Annotated in this window: 17 protein-coding genes; 11 read left to right on the forward strand and 6 right to left on the reverse strand. The window is 61.0% G+C overall.

Annotation, left to right across the window (positions count from 1 at the left end):
- The first annotated feature begins 53 nt into the window (after nt 1-53).
- From AC8GFZ_RS09310 to AC8GFZ_RS09320, 3 genes are read left to right on the forward strand one after another with little or no spacing between them, the layout of a single operon-like run.
- Nucleotides 54-965 (forward strand): hydroxypyruvate isomerase family protein, encoded by a 912-nt coding sequence (locus tag AC8GFZ_RS09310; protein ID WP_506644601.1) that lies wholly within the window; start codon nt 54-56, stop codon nt 963-965.
- 31 nt (nt 966-996) lie between these two features.
- The gene (locus AC8GFZ_RS09315; RefSeq protein ID WP_506644602.1) at nt 997-1,413 is read left to right on the forward strand and encodes a phosphate-starvation-inducible protein PsiE; all 417 of its coding nucleotides are present in this window, start codon (nt 997-999) and stop codon (nt 1,411-1,413) included.
- A gap of 47 nt (nt 1,414-1,460) precedes the next feature.
- Nucleotides 1,461-2,324 carry a fumarylacetoacetate hydrolase family protein gene (locus AC8GFZ_RS09320; protein WP_506644603.1) on the forward strand — a complete coding sequence of 288 codons (864 nt, stop codon included), beginning with the start codon at nt 1,461-1,463 and terminating at the stop codon, nt 2,322-2,324.
- 21 nt (nt 2,325-2,345) lie between these two features.
- On the opposite strand, the gene AC8GFZ_RS09325 is transcribed toward AC8GFZ_RS09320, so the two are convergent.
- Nucleotides 2,346-2,765, reverse strand: coding sequence for a VOC family protein (locus AC8GFZ_RS09325; RefSeq protein ID WP_506644604.1), 420 nt, complete (start codon nt 2,763-2,765; stop codon nt 2,346-2,348).
- 36 nt (nt 2,766-2,801) lie between these two features.
- Nucleotides 2,802-4,043, reverse strand: coding sequence for an MFS transporter (locus tag AC8GFZ_RS09330; protein ID WP_506644605.1), 1,242 nt, complete (start codon nt 4,041-4,043; stop codon nt 2,802-2,804).
- Nucleotides 4,044-4,170: 127 nt separating this feature from the next.
- On the opposite strand from AC8GFZ_RS09330, the gene AC8GFZ_RS09335 reads away from it, so the two are divergent.
- Together AC8GFZ_RS09335 and AC8GFZ_RS09340 are read left to right on the forward strand one after the other, a co-directional pair.
- Nucleotides 4,171-4,980, forward strand: a complete 810-nt coding sequence (locus AC8GFZ_RS09335; RefSeq protein ID WP_506644606.1) for a metallophosphoesterase — start codon at nt 4,171-4,173, stop codon at nt 4,978-4,980.
- Nucleotides 4,981-5,000: 20 nt separating this feature from the next.
- Nucleotides 5,001-6,185: an MFS transporter gene (locus tag AC8GFZ_RS09340; protein ID WP_506644607.1), complete on the forward strand. Its 1,185-nt coding sequence runs from the start codon at nt 5,001-5,003 to the stop codon at nt 6,183-6,185.
- Nucleotides 6,186-6,215: 30 nt separating this feature from the next.
- Here AC8GFZ_RS09340 and AC8GFZ_RS09345 read toward each other — a convergent pair whose 3' ends face one another.
- Nucleotides 6,216-8,000, reverse strand: a complete 1,785-nt coding sequence (locus AC8GFZ_RS09345) for an ABC transporter transmembrane domain-containing protein (protein ID WP_506644608.1) — start codon at nt 7,998-8,000, stop codon at nt 6,216-6,218.
- Between the two features lie 91 nt (nt 8,001-8,091).
- Between AC8GFZ_RS09345 and AC8GFZ_RS09350 the strand changes: the two genes are divergently transcribed.
- From AC8GFZ_RS09350 to AC8GFZ_RS09375, 6 genes are all read left to right on the forward strand, one after another.
- Nucleotides 8,092-8,961: an NUDIX hydrolase gene (locus AC8GFZ_RS09350; RefSeq protein ID WP_506644609.1), complete on the forward strand. Its 870-nt coding sequence runs from the start codon at nt 8,092-8,094 to the stop codon at nt 8,959-8,961.
- 76 nt (nt 8,962-9,037) lie between these two features.
- The gene (locus AC8GFZ_RS09355) at nt 9,038-9,619 is read left to right on the forward strand and encodes an NnrU family protein (protein WP_506644610.1); all 582 of its coding nucleotides are present in this window, start codon (nt 9,038-9,040) and stop codon (nt 9,617-9,619) included.
- 24 nt (nt 9,620-9,643) lie between these two features.
- Nucleotides 9,644-10,204 carry a tautomerase family protein gene (locus tag AC8GFZ_RS09360; RefSeq protein WP_506644611.1) on the forward strand — a complete coding sequence of 187 codons (561 nt, stop codon included), beginning with the start codon at nt 9,644-9,646 and terminating at the stop codon, nt 10,202-10,204.
- Nucleotides 10,201-11,391 carry a sulfur oxidation c-type cytochrome SoxA gene (gene soxA / locus AC8GFZ_RS09365; protein ID WP_506644612.1) on the forward strand — a complete coding sequence of 397 codons (1,191 nt, stop codon included), beginning with the start codon at nt 10,201-10,203 and terminating at the stop codon, nt 11,389-11,391. The genes AC8GFZ_RS09360 and soxA overlap by 4 nt, the downstream gene beginning before the upstream one ends.
- A gap of 40 nt (nt 11,392-11,431) precedes the next feature.
- Nucleotides 11,432-12,169, forward strand: a complete 738-nt coding sequence (locus AC8GFZ_RS09370; RefSeq protein WP_506644613.1) for a transporter substrate-binding domain-containing protein — start codon at nt 11,432-11,434, stop codon at nt 12,167-12,169.
- Nucleotides 12,166-12,912, forward strand: coding sequence for an SDR family oxidoreductase (locus AC8GFZ_RS09375; protein WP_506644614.1), 747 nt, complete (start codon nt 12,166-12,168; stop codon nt 12,910-12,912). Before AC8GFZ_RS09370 ends, AC8GFZ_RS09375 begins: the two co-directional genes overlap by 4 nt.
- Before the next feature lie 45 nt (nt 12,913-12,957).
- Here AC8GFZ_RS09375 and AC8GFZ_RS09380 read toward each other — a convergent pair whose 3' ends face one another.
- The 3 genes from AC8GFZ_RS09380 to AC8GFZ_RS09390 are packed head-to-tail and all read right to left on the reverse strand — an operon-like array spanning nt 12,958 to nt 15,884.
- A complete protein-coding gene (locus AC8GFZ_RS09380; protein ID WP_506644615.1) occupies nt 12,958-13,944 on the reverse strand; it encodes a fumarylacetoacetate hydrolase family protein in 987 nt (328 codons plus the stop codon).
- A gap of 15 nt (nt 13,945-13,959) precedes the next feature.
- The gene (locus AC8GFZ_RS09385; RefSeq protein ID WP_506644616.1) at nt 13,960-14,925 is read right to left on the reverse strand and encodes a Bug family tripartite tricarboxylate transporter substrate binding protein; all 966 of its coding nucleotides are present in this window, start codon (nt 14,923-14,925) and stop codon (nt 13,960-13,962) included.
- Entirely contained in the window at nt 14,922-15,884 is a 963-nt protein-coding gene (locus AC8GFZ_RS09390) for a Bug family tripartite tricarboxylate transporter substrate binding protein (RefSeq protein ID WP_506644617.1), read from the reverse strand. Before AC8GFZ_RS09390 ends, AC8GFZ_RS09385 begins: the two co-directional genes overlap by 4 nt.
- Nucleotides 15,885-15,907 lie beyond the last annotated feature (23 nt).

The following is a 15,907-nucleotide window of genomic DNA, read 5'->3' on the forward strand; positions in this document are numbered from 1 at the left end:
AAGTGGCCCCAAGCGGCACAATCGGTGACTGGACAGATCCACACGGATAAATCATGCCCCGATTCGCTGCCAATCTCTCTTTCCTGTACGCAGAGTTGCCCTTTTTGGAGCGGTTTGAGGCCGCTGCCAGCGATGGCTTCACAGGGGTGGAGTACATGTCGCCCTATGAATATGAAGCCAGCGAGATTGAGTCACGCTTGCAGGCCCATGGCCTGGCGCAGGTGCTGTTCAACACGCCAGCGGGTGGCTTGGAGCGCGCCGGCATGGCGCGCGCTTGGGCGGCGGGCGAGCGTGGCCGTGCCTGCCAGCCCGGACAAGAAAAAGAATTTCGCCGGGGCATCGAGATGGCCTTGGATTACGCGCAGCGCTTGCGTTGTCCGCGCATCCACATCTTGGCCGGTTTGGTGCCCGAAGACCATCGCCGTGCCCCCCAACCCTTTGATGCGTGTGACACCCATGGCCCGCTGGCGCGCGAAAGCGGGCCCTTGCGCGATACCTTTATGACCAACCTGCGCTGGGCAGCGCGATTGGCCGCCCAGCAAGGCTGCGATGTGCTCATTGAGCCGATCAACACCCGTGACATCGCGCATTACTTTCTCAACCGACAAGCCGATGCCCATGCCATCGTGGCAGAGGTGGGCGAACCCAACCTCAAGGTGCAAATGGACTTGTACCACTGCCAAGTGGTGGAGGGCGATGTGGCCGCCAAAGTGCGCGCTTATTTGCCGACGGGGCGGGTGGGGCATTTTCAAATCGCTGGGGCGCCCCAGCGCCAAGAGCCCGACGCCGGTGAACAAAACTACACCTACATATTGGAAGTGATTGACGAGGTGTCTCAGGCCTGCGGCTGGCAGGGTTGGGTGGGTTGCGAATACCGGCCCGCACGTGGCGAGCAGTCCGGGGCCACACACACCGGGTTGGAGTGGTTGCGGCGCTGGCGCGCCCAGCACCCAAGCGTTATATGATGCTTGAACTACAGCATAGCTTGGAGAGAAGATGAATTTTCATAAGTGGGACCAGTACGGCGACATCTTGGTGGGTGTCTTCCACCGCATCACCTTGTTTGCCATTGGAGCCGCCACGGTATGGGCGGCGGGCTTCACCTTGTTTGATATTGTTTTGACCAAACGCCATGCGTCCATCCAGGACTTGCTGCTGTTGTTTATCTTTTTGGAAATCGGTGCCATGGTGGGCATTTATTTCAAAACCAACCACATGCCGATCCGCTTTTTGATCTACATCGCCATCACCGCATTGACCCGCCACACGGTCGACTTGGTCACCCATTCAGGTGACACCATGTGGGAAATTGCCATCATGGGTGTCACCACGTTTTTGTTGGCCTTGAGCGTTTACGTCATCCGCATGGCCAGCCACAAGTTTCCATCAGGCTCTTCGATGGATATTGGCTGAGTTCCCCTTTTTGTTGGATGATTTTTTAACCCCATCTGGACCCTATTGTGAAAATTGCCCGTTTTGATGACAACCGTTTGGGCCTGGTCGAAGGCGATCAGGTCAAAGATGTGACCGCTGCCCTGGACATCTTGCCGCGTGTGGGTTACCCGCTACCGCTGCACGACCCCTTGATCGCCCACCTCGATGCGGTGTGTGCCGAAATCCGCCGCTTGGCCCCCACGGCCAAAGCCCTGCCCTTGGCCGGGCGCACCTGGCTCGCCCCAGTGGCCAACCCCGGAAAAATTGTGGCCGCACCGGTCAACTACCAAAAGCACTTGGACGAAGCGCGCGAACAAGTGGAGATCCACCACAACAACCAAGTCATCGAGATACAAAAAATTGGCTTGTTCCTCAAAGCCACCAGCTCCTTGGTGGGGCCCAGCGCAGGCGTGGCCATTGAGCACCTGGATCGGCGCAACGACCACGAGGCTGAGTTGGTGGTCATCATTGGCCAAGGGGGGCGCAACATCAGCCGCGCCAACGCCATGCGCCATGTGGCGGCCTACACCAGCGGCCTGGACATGACGGTGCGTGGCCCAGAGGAGCGCAGCTTGCGCAAATCGGTGGACTCATACAGCGTGCTTGGCCCTTGGCTGGTGACGGCCGATGAGATTGCCCACCCCGACCAAATGGACTTCAGCTTGCACGTCAACGGCGAGTTGCGCCAAAAGGCCAACACCCGCGACCTGATTTTGGACATCCCGCACTTGATTGAGTTCGCGTCTTCCTTCTACAGCTTGCGCACTGGCGATTTGCTCTACACCGGCACGCCCGAGGGCGTGGCCCAAGTGCACCCGGGTGACGTCATCACCACCTCTTTTGCGGGCATCGGTGACATGACCGTGGCGGTCAGGTCGTCCAAGTCATAACGGCCTTGAGAAGGGGCGCGCTCAAGGGATGGGCGTGCCGTCCAAACGCCGCACCGGCGGGCCTTTGAGTTCTAACTCGTTGCCATCGGGGTCGCGCAAGTAGATGGATTGACCATGGCCATCGGCGCCATAGCGCTCGCCACTGGCCACCACCGCAACGCCCAAGCTGCTCAAGTGAGCGGTGATGGCAACCGGATCAAACGGGTCGACGCGAAAGCAATAGTGCGCCATATTGCGCTGGGTCGGGTGGGGTGAGCCCGGCACCAGATCGAGCAAGCTCTCACCCACGCGCAGTTGCACCAGCACCGGTTTGTCCAAGCGGCGTTCCACCTGAACACCCAGCAGTTGGGTGTAGAAATTTTCTGCGCGCTGCAGGTCGCTCACGGCCAAAACCACGTGGTCCAAGCGCAGAACTTTAAACGGGGGTTTTTCAGCATTCATGATGCATCCAATCTGGGGTGGCAAGGTTTCAGTCCGTCAAGTATGCACGCTGCGTTGAATGGCACGCACCCGCATGAACAGCACCCAGGCAATGGCACCGTTCAGCAGGTTCCAGGCCGCGCCATTGATGAAGGCGGCGCGGTAAGAGCCGGTGAGGTCATACACCATGCCCGACATCCAGCCGCCCAGGGCCATGCCCAGCATGGTGGCCATGATCACCGCGCCCACCCGCTGACCGGCTTGCGCCGGCGGAAAGTACTCGCGCACGATGATGGCGTAGGACGGCACGATGCCGCCTTGGAACAAGCCAAACAAAGCCGATATGACATAGAGCGACACCAGCCCGTCAAACGGGATGAACATCAACAAGGCGATGCCTTGCAAAGCCGAGCCCAGCATCAGGGTGCGCATGCCGCCAATGCGGTCGCAAATCACCCCCGACACCAAGCGGCTGGCAATTCCGCAAGCGAGCATGAGCGAGAGCATCTCCGCCCCGCGTGCCGCCCCAAACCCCAGATCGGCGCAATACGCCACGATGTGCACCTGGGGCATGGCCATGGCCACGCAACATGACAGGCCCGCCAAGCACAGCCAGGCTTGGGCGGCACCCACGCTCATCCCAAAGGGACGTTCGGATGTCAAGGCTTGGCCGCTGGCGGACACCACCGTTGGACCGAGCAGAGGGGGGCGTTGGCGCATGCCAAAGGCCAGTGCGGCCATGCCCAAACCGCAGACCAAGCCCAGCACAATGTAAGCACTGCGCCAACCCCATTGCTCCACGCCCCATTGGGTCAGCGTGGGCCAAATGCTGCCCGCCAGGTAATTGCCGCTGGCGCACACGGCCACCGCCACCCCTCGGCGTTTGTCCCACCACAGCGAGGTATCGGCCAGCAAGGGCGCAAAGGTGGTCGAGCTGCCCAGCAAACCCAGCAACAAGCCGTGGGCTACGATGAACAGCCAAATATTGGGGGCCATGCCAGCGGCCAAAAAACCCAGCACGATGGCCACCGAGCCCAGCCACAAGACCTTTTGTATCCCGATGCGATCGGCCAAGCGGCCCATCGCAATGCCACCCAAACCAAAACACACCATCATCACCGTGTAGGGCAGTGAGGCATCGGCACGTCCCACACCAAACTCGGCTTGCACCGCCGGCAACACCACCGAAACCACATACATGGGGCTGCAGCCCAAGGTGGTGATGACCAAGGTCATCAACAAGCGGTGGACAGCGTGGCGCGAGTCAATCCACTCGGCGGGTGCGGGTGTGTGGGGCATGCAAAAGGGTAGCATGGCCCCTGCCGATGAACATGGGGACTCACCCGGGTAAGACCTTTAGGGCGTCTCTCAGGTTCAAACCAAGCCAAAGTGAATGGGTTTTCACCGTAGATAGGATGTTGCTGTCATGCGTTTGTTGGTCTTGTCTGATTTGCATGTGGAATTTGCCCCGTTTCAAGCCGTCCAGGGCCAGCAACGCATCGACCAGGGCGTGGACCTGGTGGTCTTGGCGGGCGATATCCATGTGGGCCCGCAAGGCCTGGCGTGGGCCAGACAAACCTTTCCCGACAAACCCATCGTCTATGTGGCGGGCAACCATGAGCTGTACGACGGGCATTGGACCCACACCCTGGACAGCATGCGTGAACAAGCTCGCATTCAGGATGTGCACTTGTTAGAAAACGACCGTGTTTTGGTGGGGGGCGTGCAGTTTTTGGGCACCACGTTGTGGACTGATTTTGAATTGTTTGGTGCCCATACCCGGGACGCGGCCATGGCAGCGGCAAAGCGAACCATGGTGGATTACCGCGCCATTGCCATCGATTCCGACCCGGACGACCCATCCAAGGCAAGCACGCGGAGCTTGCAGCCCATGGACACCTGGGTGCGTCACCGCAGCAGCCGGGCGTGGCTTGATCAAGCGCTTGATCAAGCCGATCCAGCGCGAACCGTGGTCATCACCCACCATTACCCCAGCTTCCAATCCACGGCCCCCATGTACCAGCAAGATGTGGGCAGTGCTGCGTTTGGCTCTGATTTAGACCACTGGATGGGCCGCGCTGCGCTGTGGGTGCATGGCCACACGCACAGCAGCTTTGATTATTTGTTGAACGGCACGCGGGTGGTGTGCAATCCGCGCGGTTATCCATTGCGCCGACAAGGGGGGTTTGAAAACCCTGATTTCAACGCCTCTTTTGCAGTCGATCTGGTGCTGTGAATTCGTTCACAATGGCCCGCATGAACCGCACCCCCGCTTTTCTATTGAACTTCGCCCATGCCTTGGATCACTTGTTTTTGTTGATCTTCGCCACTGCAGTGGCGGCCATTGCCGCTGACTTTGGCGTGGCGCGCTGGGAAGACTTGATGCCCTACACCACGGGTGCTTTTGTGATGTTTGGCCTGGCCTCGGTGCCGGCCGGGCGGTGGGGCGACCTGTGGGGGCGGCGGCGCATGATGCTGATTTTTTTCCATGGCATTGGTTTGAGTGCCATTGCCGTGGCGCTGACCCAAAGCCCTTGGCAAATGGGCGTGGCCTTGACAGTCTTGGGCGCGTTTTCTGCCATCTACCACCCGGTGGGCATACCGCTGTTGGTGCAAAACTCGCCCACCCCTGGGCGCACCATTGGCATCAATGGGTTGTCGGGCAATTTGGGCATTGCCTTGGCGGCTTTGTCCACTGGTTTGCTGGTCAAGTACTTTGGCTGGCGCATGGCTTTTGTGGTGCCGGGGTTGGTGTCCATCGCTTGCGGTTTTTGGTTTGCCCGTTGTGCGCCGCCTGAGCATGCGGCCCCGGCGCGCAAAGCCGCTACCCAGGTGCATTTGCCCAGGAACTTGGCCATCCGAACTTTTGTGGTCATGGTGGCCAGCGCCACCACCGGCAGCTTGTTGTTCAACTTCACCACCAATGGCAATGGCCAATTGATGGTCGAGCGTTTGGATGGCTTGGTGACCGACCCGGCCCAACTGGGCTTTTTGTTGGCTGGCATTTATGCGGTGGCCTCGCTGGCCCAATTGGTGGTGGGTCGCTTGCTCGACAAGGTGGCGGTCAAGCCCTTGTTTTTGGGCATTTTGGCCATGCAAATCGTGGTGTTTTATGCGGCTGCCCACACCACGGGTTGGCTGTGGTACGCGGCGGCCATTGTGTACATGGTGTCGGTGTTTGCGTCCATCCCGTTCAACGAAACCATGGTGGTGCGTTACATCGACAACTCGATGCGCTCGCGCGTGAGCGGCGTGCGCATTGCGGTGTCGTTTGGCATCAGCTCGCTGGCGGTGTATTTGCTGGGGCCCTTCATCAAGGCGTCGGGCTTCACCAGTTTGATGCTGACCATGTCGGCCATTGCCTGTGTCAGCGCTTTGATCGTGCTGTGGCTGCCAACGCAAGCGCAACTCCAAGCCGGTGCACACCAAGCCGCACCTTGACCCAGTGCCCGTGCCAAGCTGCGGGGGCAATCAACTGCTTTGAAATTGCAAGGCTGCCAAGCTGGCATACAGCCCGCCTTGGGCGATGAGTTGGGCGTGGGTGCCTTGCTCGATCAAGCGGCCGCGATCGAGCACCCAAATCACATCGGCCTTTTGCACCGTGGCCAAACGGTGGGCGATGACCAAGGTGGTGCGGTTGGTCATGGCGCGCTCGAGCGCGGCTTGCACCATGCGCTCGCTTTGTGCGTCCAAGGCGCTGGTGGCTTCATCGAGCAGCAGCAGCGGTGGGTTTTTCAAGATGGCGCGGGCGATGGCCAAGCGCTGGCGCTGACCCCCCGACAAGCGCACACCGCGCTCGCCCAAAAAGCTGTCATAGCCCTCGGGCAGCTCGGACAAAAATTCGTGCGCATAGGCCGCCTGGGCGGCGGCGATGACCTCGGCGTCGCTGGCCTCGGGTCTGCCGTAGCGGATGTTGTCCCACGCCGTGCCCGAAAAAATCACCGGCTCTTGCGGCACGATGCCAATGCGTGCGCGCAAGTCGTGCAAGCCCATGCGGTGGATGGGCACACCATCAATCTCGATCTGCCCTTGCTGCGGGTCGTGAAAGCGCAGTAGCAAATCGAACAGCGTGGTTTTGCCTGCGCCACTGGGACCGACCACCGCCACGGTTTGTCCGCTGTGGACTTGTGCGTTGAGTTGGTCAATCGCTGGGATGAGGGGGCGCGAGGCGTAATGAAAGCCCACGCCTTGCAAGGCCAAGGTGGACCCGGCCTCGGGCCACGGGGCGTGTTGCGGCTGGGCCGGTGAGGCCACCGCAGACTGGGTGTGGAGCAACTCCATCAAACGCTCGGTGGCGCCCGCAGCGCGCAACAAGTCGCCATACACCTCGCCCAGCACCGCAAAGGCACTGGCCAGCAAGATCACGTACACAATGATTTGGCCCAACTCGCCCGCGCTCAAGCTGCCCGCATACACCGCCAAGGTGCCTTGGTACAGGCCCCACAACAGGGCTGCGCTGCTGGCCAAAATGATGAAACCCACCAACAAGGCGCGGGCGCGCACCCGGCGCACGGCCGTGGTGAAGGCGTTCAAGGTCGAGACCTCGTAGCGGCGCGCCTCGCGCGCTTCAGCGCCATGGCTTTGCACCACGGTGATGGCGTTGAGCACCTCGGACGCCATGGCGCTGGTGTCGGCCACCCGGTCTTGGCTGGCACGCGACAAGCGCCGCACCCGGCGCCCAAACCACACACTGGGCAACACAATCAGCACCAGCACCGCGATGACTTGAACCATCAGCCAAGGCCGCATCCACACCAGCATGAGCAAAGCGCCCGATCCCATCACCGCATTGCGCAAGCCCATGGACAGCGACGAGCCCACCACGGTTTGCACCAAGGTGGTGTCGGCGCTCAGTCGCGACAGCACCTCGCCGGTTTGGGTGGTTTCAAAAAAAGAGGGGCTTTGTTGCAACACATGGGCGTAGACGGCTTGCCGCACATCGGCGGTGATGCGCTCGCCCAGCCAACTGACCGCATAAAAACGCGCCGCGGAAAACACCGACAAGGCCACGGCCACGGCAAACAGCCAGACAAAGTCGGCGGCCAAGCCATCCGCTTGGCCTTGCGCGCTGCTGGCCAGGCCGCCGTCGATGAGCTGGCGCAGTGCCCATGGAAAGGCCAGGGTCGCCCCCGCGGCCAGCAATAAAAACAAGGCCGCTGCGGCAATCACGGGGGTGTAGGGGCGCAGAAATGGTTTCAAACCCGACAGCGATTGGGGGCTGGTGGCTTTGGGTCGATCGGGGGTGTGGTTGGCCATGGTGGGGTGCAGTGACAAGGCCCGCCATTGTGCCCGTGCCCACTCGCGCAGGTGACAGCCGCTGTGCCTGGGCCATGACAGAATGGATCGCATGGACATCAATTCGATCGAAGTCACTGCCCCCCCGATCCCTGCCGCCACCGTGGTGATGCTGCGCGATGGCGCTGCAGGCCTGGAGGTTTTTTTGTTGCGCCGCCACAGTGCCTCGGCTGTGTTGGGGGGTGTTTTTGTTTTTCCTGGCGGCAAGTTGGACCGCCTGGACGCTGACCCTGGCTTGCATGCGCGGCTCGACCACGCCCCCGATGTGTTGCACCAGCGTTTGCGCGAGAGCGATGTGAGCACCGATACCGCTGCCAGCCTGTGGGTGGCGGCCTTGCGCGAATCGTTCGAAGAGTGTGGCGTGCTGTTTGCACAGGGCGGTGCCCAAGGCTTGCATTGGGATGGTTTGCGGCATGAAGAAGGGGCCTTTGCCGACCTGATTCACCGCCACGATTTGCAACTGCAGTGTGAGGCCTTGTGGCCGTGGTCGCGTTGGATCACGCCGCGCGTGCCCTCCGTCACCAACAAACGCTTTGACACCCGCTTTTTTGTCGCCCGCGCACCCGCAGGGCAACAGGCGGGCCACGACAATGTGGAGGCCACTGAGAGCGTGTGGATGACCCCGCGCGACGCCTTGCACCGTTACTGGGCGGGGCAGATGGAGATGGCCCCACCGCAAATCATGAGCCTGGTCCATTTGGCGCGGTTTGAACATGTGGATGCGGTGCTCCACGATGCGGCCCAGCGTGGCCCGCACTTGGTTGAACCCCAGCCCTTTGACGACAACGGCACGCGGGTGATTTGCTACCCCGGCGACCCACGCCACAGTGTGGGCACGCAAGCCATGCCCGGCCCCACCCGACTGCGCTTTGTGAACCAGCGATTCGAGCCCGATGGCGGCTTGGCCGCTTTTGGGGTGTGAACCCAATGGCAGGGTCTGATCAGCGCTTGCGTATCATGGGCTGTGGTGCCTCGGTGGTCGGGGCAGGAGAAACGCCATGACATGGATGCTTTTGGGGCTGGTTTTGTTTTTGGGTGCGCATTCCGTGCGGGTGTTTGCCGAGGGTTGGCGCAGCCAGCAAATCGAGCGCTTTGGTGAAAAAACCTTCAAAGGCCTTTACGCCTTGGTGTCTTTGGCGGGCTTTGTGCTGCTGTGCTGGGGCTATGACCTGGCCCGAAGCACACCCACCGTGCTGTGGGTGCCACCCGTGGCCACGCGCCATGGTGCGGCCTTGCTGATGCTGTTGGCATCGGTGCTGATGGTGGCCGCTTATGTGCCGGGCAACCACCTCAAAGTCCGGATGCGTCACCCCATGGTGCTCAGCGTCAAGGTGTGGGCATTGGCCCATTTGCTGGCCAACGGCAATTTGGAAGATGTGATTTTGTTCGGCACATTTTTGCTCTGGGCGGTGCTGTGTTTTCGCGCTGCCCGGGCCCGTGACCGCGCTGCCAATCTGCCACCGGTGGTGCCGCAGATGCGCGCCACTTTGGTGGCGGTGATGGGTGGTGTGGTGTTGTATGCGGTGTTTTTGTTCAAAGCCCATGCCTGGTTGGTGGGTGTGAGCCCCATGGGTTTGTGACGTTTTTTTCTGAGGAGTTATTTCATGCCAGTGATCACAGTGACCTTGTTACCGGGTTACCCGGCTGAGACCCAGCACCGCTTGGTGCAGCGCTTGGCCGACACCGCCCGTTCGGTGATTGCTGCCAGCGATGCGGGAACCACCGTGTTCATCAACGAGGCCAGTACCTATCGGCGCGATGGCAAAGTCTATGCTGGGGGTGCTGCAGTGGTGCCCGACGCCAGTGCGCGGGTACAAAGTTTTTTGGAAACCATGGCAGCGCGCAAGCTGGGCGAGGCCCAAGCGTTTTTGGCCCCAGGCTTTGAAATGGTTTTTCCAGGCCCGGCGGTGATGCACCGCTTGGAGCAGTTGATCGAGTGGGGCAAACCGCGCTACCGCTCGGTGGCCAAACGCTACGAGCGCTTTGACGAATGTTGGCAAGGCGACACCACGGTGGTGTATTGCAGCGGCACTTTGTTTGGTGTGTGGAACGATGGCCGTGCATTTGAAGGCATTCGCTTCATTGACCGCTTTGAAGTGGTCAACAACCTCCTCACCCGCCAAGAGGTGTGGAACGATGTGGCCGAGATACAGAGGACTTTGTGACCCGGGCAGTTTGGCTGGCAAAGCTTGCCGTCATCCGTTGGACTTTGTGGGCCCTGGTGTGGGCATGCGGGCACAGTGCAGCACAGGCCAACGCAGACCTGGGCTGGCGCATCATCACCGACCGCAGCCTGGGCAATTGCGGCGCTTGCCATGCTTGGCAAGCGGTACCTGCGTCCACCAGCACCTTTGCACCTTCATTGGACGGGGTGGGGCAGCGCTACAGTGCGGCGCAGTTGAAGCAATGGGTGGTCGATCCGCGCCACCTGCGGCCCGACACCTTGATGCCGGTTTTTGGCAGCTTGATTGGCTTGCGCCAACCCGCACCCGCCCAAGCGGTGTTGAGCCCCGAACAAATTGACGCGGTGGTTGTGGCTTTGCAGTTGCGCACGGGCATTGCACAAACGCCTGCTGTGCCGCCCGCTTTGTCGCCACCCGCATCCGCATCAGCGCCGGTGAACCCTTCGCAAAAAAATCCGTTGCCAGATGTCCAAGGGCGCATCAGCGGCTTGGCTTTTTTGTCGCCCAGCCTGCGTCAAATGAATGACGACGACATGGCCAACCCCATGAGCCTGTGGGTCGAGCGCGGCTTGGCGGCTTGGGGCCAAACCAACGCTGGCCCCAGTTGCCAGTCTTGCCACGGTGCTGTCGGCCAAATGCGCAAAGCTGTGGCCCAACACCCCAAGCTGAGCCCCGATGGCCAGAGCTTGCGCAACATCGAAGATCAGATCGGTGTCTGTCGGCAACGCCAGGGCGCAGCCAGCGCCTTGCCCGATGACACCGTGTTGGCCCTGAGCGCAGCCTTGCACCACACTGCGCGCGGCGAGCCCATCGCGGTACAAGCTCCGCCCCATCAACCAGCTGCTTGGCAAGCCCAGTGGCAAGCCGGTGCCCACCAATACCAAACCCGTCAAGGCCGCATGAATCTGTCGTGTGCCCACTGCCACGATGACCGCGTGGGCGCGCAAATGCGTGGCGACACCATCAGCCCCGCACATCCCACCGGCTTTCCGATTTACCGCTTGTCGTGGCAACAAGCCGGCGGCATGGACCGGCGCTTGCGGGCTTGTTTCTCTGGCGTACAGTCCGCCATGCCCGAACCCGGCAGCGCGATTTTGCGCAGCCTGGAGCTGTATTTGAAAGTGCGCGCCAACGGCATGCCCCTGGAGGGGCCGTCGGTGCGGCGCTGATTTTTTTGATTCACACCTTCGTTCACAGAAAGAACCGACCATGACCCCCTCAATGGACAGCGTGCGCGCAGAACTCGCCCCCCAAGGCACCTTGAAAGTGGGCTTGAACCTGGCCAATTTTTTGTTGGTCAGCATGAAAGACCCAAGCCTTGCCCCCACGGGCATCGCGCCCGATTTGGCGCGTGAAGTGGCGCGAGAAATCGGTGTGCCCATCGAATTTTTCCCCTATGCCACCCCCGGTGAAATGGCCGATGCGGCACACAGCGGTGTGTGGAACATGGCCTTGTTGGCGGTCGAACCTGCGCGTCAAAACGTGATTGATTTTTCGGCACCTTATTTGGAGATCGAAGCCACCTACCTGGTGCCAGCCAACTCACCGTTGCTGCGCATCGAAGATGTCGACCGCGACGGGGTGCGCATTGCAGTCATGCACAAAAGCGCTTACGACCTGTACCTGAGCCGCAGCTTGAAGCATGCGCAATTGGTGCAAATGGCCAGCATGGACGCTTCCTACAACGAGTTTGTGGCCCAAGGTTTGGAGGCCTTGTCGGGCCTGCGCCCGCGTCTGGTGCAAGAGCAGGCCAAGCTGCCGGGCTCGCGCATTTTGGATGGGCGCTTCACCGCCATTGGCCAAGCCATTGGTGTGCCCAAGGGCGGCAGCGCGGCGGCGGCGTTTTTACGCGATTTTGTCGAGCGGGCCAAGGCCTCGGGCCTGGTCGCGCAAATCATCGAGCGCAATGGCGTGCAAGGTGTCACTGTGGCGGGTCCGGCGGCATGAAAAAAACCATTCTGATCACCGGCGGCGGTCGCGGCATCGGCGCGGCCACTGCCCGTCTGCTGGCCCAACAGGGCCATGCCATTTGCATCAATTACGCCAGCAACCAAGCCACCGCCCAAGCGGTGGTGAAAGACATCCAAGCCGCCGGTGGCCAAGCCTGGTGCGTGGCCGCCGATGTGTCGCAAGCCGACCAAGTGCAGGCCCTGTTTGAATTTGTGGATCGTGAATGCCCACCCCTGCATGCGCTGGTCAACAACGCGGGCATCGTCGCGCCTTATGCGCGGGTCGAGGGCATGGATGCGGCGCGTTTTCAGCGGGTGTTTGCCACCAATGTGATGGGCAGCTTCATGTGCGCGCAAGCGGCCGTGGCGCGCCTGTCCACCCGCCATGGTGGCGCGGGCGGCTGCATCGTTAACCTGTCCACTGCGTTTGTGAAAACCGGCGCGCCGGGCATGGCGGTGGACTATGCGGCCTCCAAGTCGGCCATCGAAACCTTCACCGTTGGCCTGGCCCGCGAGGTCGCCGCTGAAGGTGTGCGCGTCAACGCCGTTCGTCCCGGCCTGATCGACACCGAAATCCACGCCGCAGCGGGTGACGCTGATCGCGCCAGCAAAGCCAAAGACTTTGTGCCCATGAAGCGCGCTGGTCGCGCCGAAGAAGTGGCTCAGGCCATCGCTTGGCTGGTGTCCGATGCGTCTTCTTATTCCACCGGCGCGGTGGTGGATGTGTCGGGCGGGGTGTGAGCGTTTGAACTGACCCGTCAAAGTGCCGGCCGATCTGCCGGCGTTTTACTTTTTCAACCGTTTGACCGGGTTGCGCAGCACGCCAATGCGCTCGAATTCGACTTCGACCACATCGCCGTCTTTCATCCAGCGGTCGCACTCCAGGCTGCAGCAACCGGCCATGGTGCCGCTGCCAAAAAACTCGCCGACATGCAAGGTTTCACATTCGGAGATGTAGGCGATCATGTCCTCAAAGCTGTGGATCATGCTGCTCGTTGAGCTATCGCCCCACACTTCGCCATTGACGCGCACTTGGACTTTCAGGTCGCGCGAATTGGGGATTTCATCGGCAGTCACGATCCACGGGCCCATCGCATTTCCGGTGTCAAAGCTTTTGCCTTTGGTCGGGCCCATGCGGCCTTCCATTTCGCGGATTTGTTTGTCGCGCGCCGAAAAATCATTGAACACCGTGTAGCCAAAAATGTGCTTCGGGGCGTCGGTTTTGCTGATGTTTTTGCCGCCCTTGCCAATGAAGAAGCCAAACTCGCCCTCGTAGTCAAACCACTCGCTGTAGCTGGGCCACTCGACGGTGGCCTCGGTACCGACCACATTGAATCGGTTGCTGATGTAAAAAATGGGTTGGGAAAAGTTCACGTCAGGAATGCTCACTTGCACATCGCTGCGTGCGGGCACGGGTTGGCCTTTCATGCGCGCCACCAACATTTGCATGCCGGCCGGTGCATTGCGCATGTGGTCTTCGGCGTTGTTGAAGTCGCGGATTTGCCGTGGCACAGGCACGGGGGCGAGCAGCTTCACGCTGGCCAGGGCATGGCGATGCGGGCCCGCACCTGCACCCAGGCGTTCGATGTCACGGGCGAGCGCCAAGCCGGGTTCGGCGCCGTCCATCAGGGCCAGCATGTCCACCAGATACGGGCTGTCACTGCCCTTGTGCTGGCGGTGTGCAGCTTGCAATGCGAGCACCGTTTGGCTGGCGGTGTCGACCGCGCCAATGACGGTGTGTTGTGAGGCATCGATAAAGGTGGCGAGTTTCATGGGTGTCCTTGGTGTTTATTCGGGTTTGATGTCGGCGGCCGCCACGATGCGGCGGTAGTTGTCGTTGGTTTGGCGGATCTTGTCAACAAATTGCTCTGGCGTGCCGCCGCCCACTTCATAGCCAGCGGCTTCGAGGCGCGGTCGCACGTCATTGGCCTGAGAGGCTTGTTGGATCCAGCCATTGAGCTGTCGTGTGATGGGCGCACTCAAGCCGCGTGGGCCAAAGTAACCGATCCAGGTGTCGGGCATGGTCGCGCCACCAAAACCTGCCTCTTCCAAGGTGGGGATTTGCGGTGCAGCTTTGGCGCGGCTGGACTCGATCACCGCCAGCGCGCGCAACTTGCCGCTTTGCACATGCTGCATGATGGGCCCGAGCACCAAAATACCCATTTGCACCTGACCACCGAGCAAATCGGTCAGTGCCGGTCCACCGCCTTTGTAGGACACGTGGATCAGTTGCGCGCCGGTGACTTTTTCCAGCATCAAGCCCGTGAGGTGCTGCGAGGTGTTGGACCCTGCGGTCACATAGCCCACTTTGCCGGGGTTGGCTTTGGCGTAAGCCATCAGCTCTTTCATCGACTGCACCGGCAAAGCGGGGTTGACCACGATGGCGATGGGTGCGCGTGCCGCTTCCAAAATCGGGGTGAAGTCGCGCTGGTTGTCAAAGGGCACGCTTTTGAGCACATGGGGCTGCAAAATTTGCGATGAAAACGCGCTCAACAGGGTGTGGCCATCGGGCGCTGATTTGGCCACCACATCGGCACCAATGACGCCTGAGGCGCCGGCGCGGTTTTCAATCACCACCGATTGGCCCATCAACTCGGCCAGCTTGATCGACATGGGGCGGTTGAAGACATCGAGCCCACCACCGGGTGCATAGGGCACCACCAGGCGCACCGCTTTGCTGGGGTAGTTTTGGGCCCAGCTGGTACCGCTCAATCCCAGTGCTGCCGCACTGGCCAGCAGATGTCGGCGCTTCATTCCGGTTTGATCCCGGCCGAGACCACGATCTTGCGAAACACCTCGGTGTCGGCTTTGATCGACTGGGTGAACTCGTCAGCGCTGGTGTTTCCGGTGATTTCATAGCCACCGGCCTCCAAGCGCTGCTTGATTTCAGGTGTGTTGATGGCTTGGCGGAATGCGGCATTCAGCCTGTCCACAATGGGCTTGGGCATGTTGGCCGGTCCCAGCACGCCAAACCAGGTGTCGGGCACGGCATAGCCAGGCACGGTCTCGCCAATCGAGGGCACATCGGGGGAAGAGCGGGCGCGTTTGCCTTCAATCACCCCCAAGGCCCGCAAGCGCCCGGCTTTGGCGTGGGGCAAGATGGTCGGCGAGGTGAGGATGACGACCGGGATTTGCCCACCCAGGGCGTCGTTGATGGTGGGGCTGCCGCCCTTGTAGGGCAGGTGCTCCAAGCTGATGTTGGCCATTTGCGCAAACAGCACGCCGCCCAAGTGGTGGGTGGAGCCCACGCCGGTGGTGCCGTAAAACAATTTGCCAGGGTTCTTTTTGGCGTAATCGATCAATTCTTTGATCGAGTTGACCGGCATCGAAGGATGCACCGCCAAGATGTTGGGGGTGATCGCCACTTGGGCAATCGGGGTGAAGTCTTTCATCGTGTCATAGGGCACGTTCTTCGAGAAAAACGGCACCAGGTAATGCACGATGGAGGTCAGCACGATGGAGTAGCCATCGGGGCTGGAGCGCGCCACGTTGTCCGCGCCCAAGGTGGCATTGGCGCCAGGACGGTTGTCCACGATCACCGGTTGTCCCAATATCTCGCTGAGCTTTTGCGCCACCGGTCGCGCCAAGGCGTCCACCGCACCGCCGGGCGCGTAGGGCACCACCAAGCGGATGGGCTTGTTGGGGTAAGCCTGTGACCAGGCCATCAAAGGCGCGCACAACAGGGCCAGCAGGGTGAGGCGGCGTCGGATCATGGGTGGGTCTCCAGTGAAAGGTT

This window comes from Limnohabitans rimovensis (SeqCode), assembly GCF_965234775.1.
GTDB lineage: Bacteria > Pseudomonadota > Gammaproteobacteria > Burkholderiales > Burkholderiaceae_C > Limnohabitans > Limnohabitans rimovensis.